The 6,916-nt window shown below is 56.5% G+C and carries 5 protein-coding genes; all 5 read right to left on the reverse strand.

Annotation, left to right across the window (positions count from 1 at the left end):
• The coding region (locus tag VU18_RS14790) for an acyl-CoA dehydrogenase family protein (RefSeq protein WP_047758403.1) at positions 1-790 on the reverse strand (790 nt) is incomplete at its 3' end.
• Between the two features lie 524 nt (positions 791-1,314).
• Positions 1,315-2,448 (reverse strand): acyl-CoA dehydrogenase, encoded by a 1,134-nt coding sequence (locus tag VU18_RS14795; protein WP_011232861.1) that lies wholly within the window; start codon positions 2,446-2,448, stop codon positions 1,315-1,317.
• A 233-nt stretch (positions 2,449-2,681) separates the two neighbouring features.
• Positions 2,682-3,533 carry a 3-hydroxybutyryl-CoA dehydrogenase gene (locus VU18_RS14800; protein WP_011232862.1) on the reverse strand — a complete coding sequence of 284 codons (852 nt, stop codon included), beginning with the start codon at positions 3,531-3,533 and terminating at the stop codon, positions 2,682-2,684.
• Between the two features lie 322 nt (positions 3,534-3,855).
• On the reverse strand, positions 3,856-5,034 hold the full coding sequence (locus tag VU18_RS14805; protein WP_011232864.1) for an acetyl-CoA C-acetyltransferase: 1,179 nt from the start codon (positions 5,032-5,034) through the stop codon (positions 3,856-3,858).
• A gap of 156 nt (positions 5,035-5,190) precedes the next feature.
• Positions 5,191-6,916, reverse strand: a 1,726-nt coding sequence (locus VU18_RS14810; protein WP_047758406.1) for a (Fe-S)-binding protein, incomplete at its 5' end; no start/stop codon positions are given.

The following is a 6,916-nucleotide window of genomic DNA, read 5'->3' on the forward strand; positions in this document are numbered from 1 at the left end:
AGTCCACCGCCGCATCCAGCGCGCCCTGGGCAATGCCGACCGCTTGGGCGGCGATGCCGTTGCGGCCGCCATCGAGCGTCATCATGGCGATTTTAAACCCTTCTCCTTCTTGACCGAGCAAGTTTTCTTTCGGAATGCGGCAGTCTTCAAAAATGAGCTCCGTCGTCGGCGACGAACGAATGCCGAGTTTCTTTTCCTTTTTGCCGAACGAAAAGCCCGGCGTTCCTTTTTCCACGATAAAGGCGCTGATCCCTTTATGCCGCTTTTCCGGATCGGTGACGGCAAATACGACGTAAATTTCCGCTTCGCCGCCGTTGGTGATCCATACTTTCGAGCCGTTTAAAATGTAGTGGTCCCCGTCTTTTACCGCACGCGTTTTCATCGAGGCGACATCCGACCCCGCCCCCGGCTCGGACAGAGCGTATGCCCCCAGTTTTTCCCCAGTCGCTAAGGCGCGCAAATACTTTTGCTTTTGTTCTTCGTTGCCGAACTTGTAAATCGGCCAGCTGGCGAGCGATATATGCGCGGAAAGCGTCACCCCGGTCGAGGCGCAGACGCGCGACAGCTCCTCAACGGCAATGACATAGGCCAAATAATCGCTGCCAATGCCGCCGTATTCTTCCGGCCACGGAATGCCTGTTAAACCGAGTTCAGCCATTTTGTTGAAAATGCCGCGGTCAAACCGCTCTTCTTCGTCGCGCTCAGCGGCAGTCGGCGCTACCTCATTTTCGGCAAATTCGCGCACCATTTTTCGCAGCATTTCATGTTCTTCGCTCAATCGAAAGTTCATCGTTTCATTCCCCCGTTTTCCTATATATCCGAAATCCTCGTCCCCCGTGCCAGCGTGATCACCGTTTTCCAAAAACAGACAATGAATCGTTGTGCCGCGACGTTGCCATCCAGTTCGCCGCCCATTCCGGGTTTTCCAAAGACAGACAACGAATCGTTGTTGGGAAAAGAGAATAGGATCGCTCCGGCTGCACAACAAAACGCAGCAAATGACAGAGCCCCGTGTTTATGCCTCCATCCCTGAAAGCGGCGTTGTTCAGCCTTCCGAAGACCCGACGGTTTGCGGCTCATTCCACCATTTCATTCGGTTGCCAATCATGAGCTGACTGAACACAAGCTTTTCTGCNNNNTCCCTCGAACAAGAACGCCGACGGGCAAATGCCATTTGCCCGCAAAACGTTCATTGTTCGAGGAGGGCATGCTGTCGCATGCCCAGTCGGCAAGCGAACGGCTTGCCGACTACGGCAGAAAAGCTAGGAACAGAGCCTTCTCATCTGGTTTGGATTGGTTCATCAACATGCCTGGTTACAAATGTTTGCTGATGACGATGCGCTGAATTTCGCTCGTTCCTTCGTAAATTTGCGTAATTTTCGCGTCACGGAACAGCCGCTCGACCGGGTAGTCTTTCGTGTAGCCGTTGCCGCCGAAAATTTGCACCGCCTCGATGGCATTGTCCATCGCTGTTTGTGAAGCGAAGAGCTTCGCCATCGACGCCTCTTTTCCGCACGGCAGCCCTTGCGCGCGCAGCCAAGCGGCGCGATAGACGAGCCATTTCGCCGCTTCCGCCGCCGTCGCCATATCGGCAAGCTTGAAAGCGACGCCTTGCTGCTCAATGATCGGTTTGCCAAACTGCACCCGCTCTTTCGCGTAGGCGACGGCATGTTCGACTGCCGCCTCCGCGATGCCGAGCGCTTGGGCGGCGATGCCAATCCGACCGACGTCAAGGTTGGCCATCGCGATTTTAAATCCTTCCCCTTCCTGACCGAGCAAGTTTTCCGCCGGCACTTCGGCGTCTTCAAACGTAATGGTCACCGTCCGCGACCCGTGCAGCCCCATCTTCTTCTCATCTTTGCCAATCGACATCCCTGGCGTCCCTTTTTCCACAATGAACGCGGAAATGCCGCGGCTTCCGGCTTCTTCCGGATTCGTGCGGGCGAAGACGATGTACGTATCTGCCTCCCCGCCGTTGGTGATGAATATTTTTGAGCCGTTTAGCACATAACGATCTCCACGGCGCACCGCTTTCGTCTTCAAGCTTTTCGCATCCGAGCCGGCGCTCGGTTCAGTAAGGCAAAACGCCCCCAAGTACTCACCTCGGGCGAGCTTTGTCACGTATTTTTGTTTCTGTTCTTCGGTGCCGAAATACAAGATCGGATTCGTGCCGACCGACGTGTGCACTGATAAGATGACACCGACGGTCGGGCTCACTTTAGAAATTTCATGAATGGCGATGATGTACGAAACAAAGTCCATACCCGCGCCGCCATATTGCTCCGGGACAGTGATGCCCATTAGGCCGAGTTCGGCCATTTTCGCTAAAATCGGGCGCGGAAACTCCCCTTGTTCCATGCGCTCGACAAATGGGGCGATCTCCGCCGCGGCGAACTCGCGCACCATTTGCCGCATCATTTCCTGCTCTTCGGTGAAGCGAAATTCCATGAAATGGCCTCCTTCCGATGTCGCTGACACAATGGTGTTTTCAGGCGCTCCTCCGCTCCATGGGGCAGCCAGCAGGCAACTGAACGATTCTATAGATTTGCCTTATAGGCTGTAAAACAGCGTTCCCGCATGCACCTAACGTGCGGCGTTACGGTCGGCAGACAGCATAGCGGGCGCCGCCCCACGCACATTGCGGCACGCTTCGGCGTTGTCCTGGAGCGACGCCAAGCGGTTTATTCATACGTGTAAAATCCGCGGCCCGTCTTGCGGCCGAGCCAGCCGGCTTTCACATATTTGCGCAAGAGCGGGCATGGGCGGTATTTGTCATCGCCGAACCCCTCATGAAGCGTTTCCATAATGTATAAGCACGTATCGAGCCCGATAAAATCAGCGAGCGTCAGCGGACCCATCGGATGGTTCATGCCGAGCTTCATCACTTCATCGATGGCTTCTTTGGTCGCCACCCCTTCGTATAAGGCGTAAATCGCTTCGTTGATCATCGGCATGAGAACGCGGTTCGAAATAAAGCCCGGAAAGTCGTTCACTTCGACCGGCACTTTGCCGAGCTTGCGGGCAACGGCTTCGATCGTTTCATACACGTCATCAGCCGTCGCCAATCCGCGGATAATTTCGACGAGCTTCATCACCGGCACCGGGTTCATAAAGTGCATGCCGATCACTTTCTCTGGCCGTTTCGTCGCGGCGGCAATTTCCGTAATCGGCAGCGACGACGTGTTCGACGCTAAAATCGTCTCCGGGCGGGCGAGCGCATCGAGCTCGGCGAACAGCTTTGTTTTCACGTCCATGTTTTCGACGACCGCTTCAATGACAAGATCCGCTTCAGCGGCGGCATGCAAGTCGGTCGAGCGGGCAAGCCGCGCGAGCGCTGCGTCTTTGTCCACCGCTGTCATTTTCCCTTTTTCCACTTGGCGGGCGAGCCCTTTTTCGATGTTGGCGATTCCTTTGTCCAACTGCGCTTCGCTAATGTCGTACAAAAACACTTGATAGCCGGCGACGGCGCACACTTGAGCGATTCCTGACCCCATCTGTCCGGCGCCGACGACCATGATTGTTTTCACATCCATCTTCTGTTCCCCCTATCGTCCGCTTTGCGTTTCCTGTTCCGCGCTCAAACTCATATGCCTCACTGCCGCCAGCAGCCAACGGCAACCGGTCTTTGCATCGTCATCACAACAACCCCTGCTGTCAACCGTTGATACCGCGGCTGTTGCGGCAATGAGCAACGTGCCGCACGTTGCGGCAGAGACAGCGGCGGCATGCCGCACCATATGGCGCGATGCCTCATGACGCAACGCTTGGGGCAGACGGTCACACGCCGCATCCTATGCCTTGGCGCAACACTGGAAGGCGACGGCGGCATGCCGCTTGCCCGCCGCGCCCCGCTCGTTATACCTCGACCAAGATGGCGTCGCCTTGGCCGCCGCCGCTGCAGATGGCGGCGATGCCGAGGCCGCCGCCGCGGCGTTTCAGCTCATAAATGAGCGTGAGGATGATGCGTGCGCCGCTCGCGCCGATCGGGTGGCCGAGGGCGACAGCGCCGCCGTTGACGTTCACTTTTTCCGGGTCAAGGCCGGCGATTTGGATCGCAGCAAGAGCAACAGCGGCAAACGCTTCGTTTATTTCGAACAAGGCAATGTCGTCGACCGTTTTTCCCGTTTTGCGGAGCAGCTCGTTGATGACAAGTCCCGGCGTTTTTGGGAAATCTTTCGCCTCAACGGCGATGGCGGTGTGGGCGACAACAGTCGCGAGCGGCTCAAGCCCCTCGCGGGCGGCGCGCTCCTCGCTCATCAAGACGAGCGCCGCGGCGCCGTCGTTGACGCCCGGGGCGTTGCCGGCAGTGATCGTTCCTTCCGGGTCAAACACCGGCGGCAGTTTCGCCAACGCTTCAAGCGACGTGTCTTTGCGCGGCGCCTCGTCGTGTTCGACGACAAGCGGCTCTCCTTTGCGCTGCGGAATCGTCACCGGAACGATCTCTTCCGCGAGCCGACCGGCTTCGATGGCGGCAATGGCTCGCATATGGCTGCGGTACGCCCACTCATCCTGCGCCTCGCGTGTAATGCCAAGTTCACGCGCTGTATTCCCGCCATAAACGCCCATATGGACGCCGGTAAAACTGCATGTCAAGCCATCATACACCATTAAATCCTTCACCGTGCTGTCGCCCATTCGCAACCCCCAGCGCGCTTTCGGCAGCACGTACGGGGCGTTGCTCATCGATTCCATCCCGCCCGCGACAACGACATCGGCGTCGCCTAAGCGGATGAGCTGATCCGCGAGCGTCACGGCGCGCATGCCCGATGCGCATACTTTATTGACCGTCTCGGTGCGAACATGCCACGGAATGCCGGCATGGCGCATCGCCTGCCGTGATGGGAGCTGTCCTTGTCCGCCTTGCAAGACGGTGCCTAAAATGACATGATCGACTTGTTCCACGCTCACATCCGCGCGGGCAAGCGCTTCTTTCACGGCAATGCCGCCGAGTTCTGACGCTGACAGCGCTTGCAAAGAACCGCCGAGTTTTCCGAACGGGGTGCGCGCCCCGCTGACAATCACTGTTTTTCCCATATTCCTCTCCCCTTTTCATCGGATAAGAAAGCGATTACAAAACACAGACTGAACGCTCGCTCGGTCGTGGTGCGAAAGAGAAGGTGTACGATCATACACCTTCTCTTTCATTATACTTATTATTTTAAAAAATAGAAATTGTCTTCGCAACTATTTTTACGACGCCGCTTCTTCTTTTTCTTCACCAAATACTGATTTTGCCAAAATCTCGGCGACATCGTACGTAAAGACGCGGTCTTCCACTTCCTTGGCCTTCGTGCCGTCTGACAACATGGTCAGACAGTACGGACAGCCGGAGCTGATGACCGTCGGATTGACAGCGAGCGCTTGCTCAGTGCGGGCGACGTTGATCCGGTTGCCGGTCGTCTCCTCCATCCACATGAGGCCGCCGCCGGCGCCGCAACACATGGCGCGTTCGCGGTTGCGCTCCATTTCGACAAGCTCGACGCCCGGGATAGCGCGCAAAATTTTCCGCGGCGCGTCATAGACGTCATTGTAGCGTCCTAAATAGCACGAGTCATGGAACGTAATGCGTTCATTCACTGGATGTTTCGGCACGAGCCGCCCTTCTTCGATGAGCTTGGCGAGCAGCTCGGTATGATGATACACTTCGGCCTCGAACCCAAAATCCGGGTATTCATTTTTGAACGTATTGTAAGCGTGCGGGTCGATCGTCACGATTTTCTTGACGCCCGCTTTTTCAAATTCCGCGATGTTGTTCGTCGCTAATTCTTGGAACAAAAACTCATTTCCTAACCGGCGCGGCGTATCGCCCGAGTTTTTCTCCTTGTTGCCTAAAATCGCAAACTTGACGCCCGCTTCGTTCAGCAGTTTGGCAAACGCAAGGGCGATTTTTTGGCTCCGGCTGTCATACGACCCCATCGAGCCGACCCAGAACAAGTACTCGATTTCCTCTCCCGCTTTCGCTGCCTCTTTGACGGTCGGCACATGCACATCATCGCGCAGCTCGCGCCAGTTCTCCCGCTCTTTTCGGTTCAAGCCCCACGGATTGCCTTGGCGTTCGATGTTCGTCATCGCCCGCTGCGCGTCCGGGTTCATCCGTCCTTCCGTCAGGACAAGATAGCGGCGCAAGTCGATGATTTTATCGACATGCTCATTCATGACCGGGCATTGGTCCTCACAGTTGCGGCACGTCGTACAGGCCCAAATCTCTTCTTCGGTGATGACATCGCCGATTAAGCTTGGCATTTCGATCGTCGCCGCCTGCTCCGACGCCGCGGCGAACGCGAGCTGATTGCCCCTTGTATGTTTGAAAGCGAACGCGGGCACCCACGGCGTGCGTGACGTGACGACCGCCCCTTTCTCCGTCAAATGGTCGCGCAATTTTAAAATCAAATCCATTGGCGACAACATTTTCCCCGTGCCGGTCGCCGGACACATGCTTGTGCAGCGGCCGCATTCGACACAGGCATACAAGTCGATCAATTGCTTTTGCGTGAAATCCTCAATTTTGCCGACGCCAAACGATTCTTGGCTTTCGTCTTCAAAATGGATCGGCGCAAGCTTCGGCCGCGTCAGCCGGCTGAAAAAGACGTTGATCGGCGCAGCGATCAAATGGGCGTGCTTTGATTGCGGCACGTACACGAGGAACGTGAGCAAAATCAACAGATGCACCCACCAGGCGATAAAGAAGAGCACCGCAGCCCCCGTTTCGCCGACCCAGGAAAACGCGGCAGCAATAAGCGAGGCGACCGGCTCGCTCCATGTCGCTTCTTCGCCGTGCCAAATGATGCTCATCCCGTTGCCGAACAACACCGACAGCATGAGCCCGGCGATGAAGATGAGGACAAGCCCAGCTTTCAAGTCGCGCTTTAAACGGACGAGCTTTTCAATGTAACGGCGGTAAAAGGCGGCGAGCACC

The sequence above is a fragment of the Geobacillus sp. ZGt-1 genome (genome assembly GCF_001026865.1).
GTDB classification, from domain to species: domain Bacteria; phylum Bacillota; class Bacilli; order Bacillales; family Anoxybacillaceae; genus Geobacillus; species Geobacillus thermoleovorans.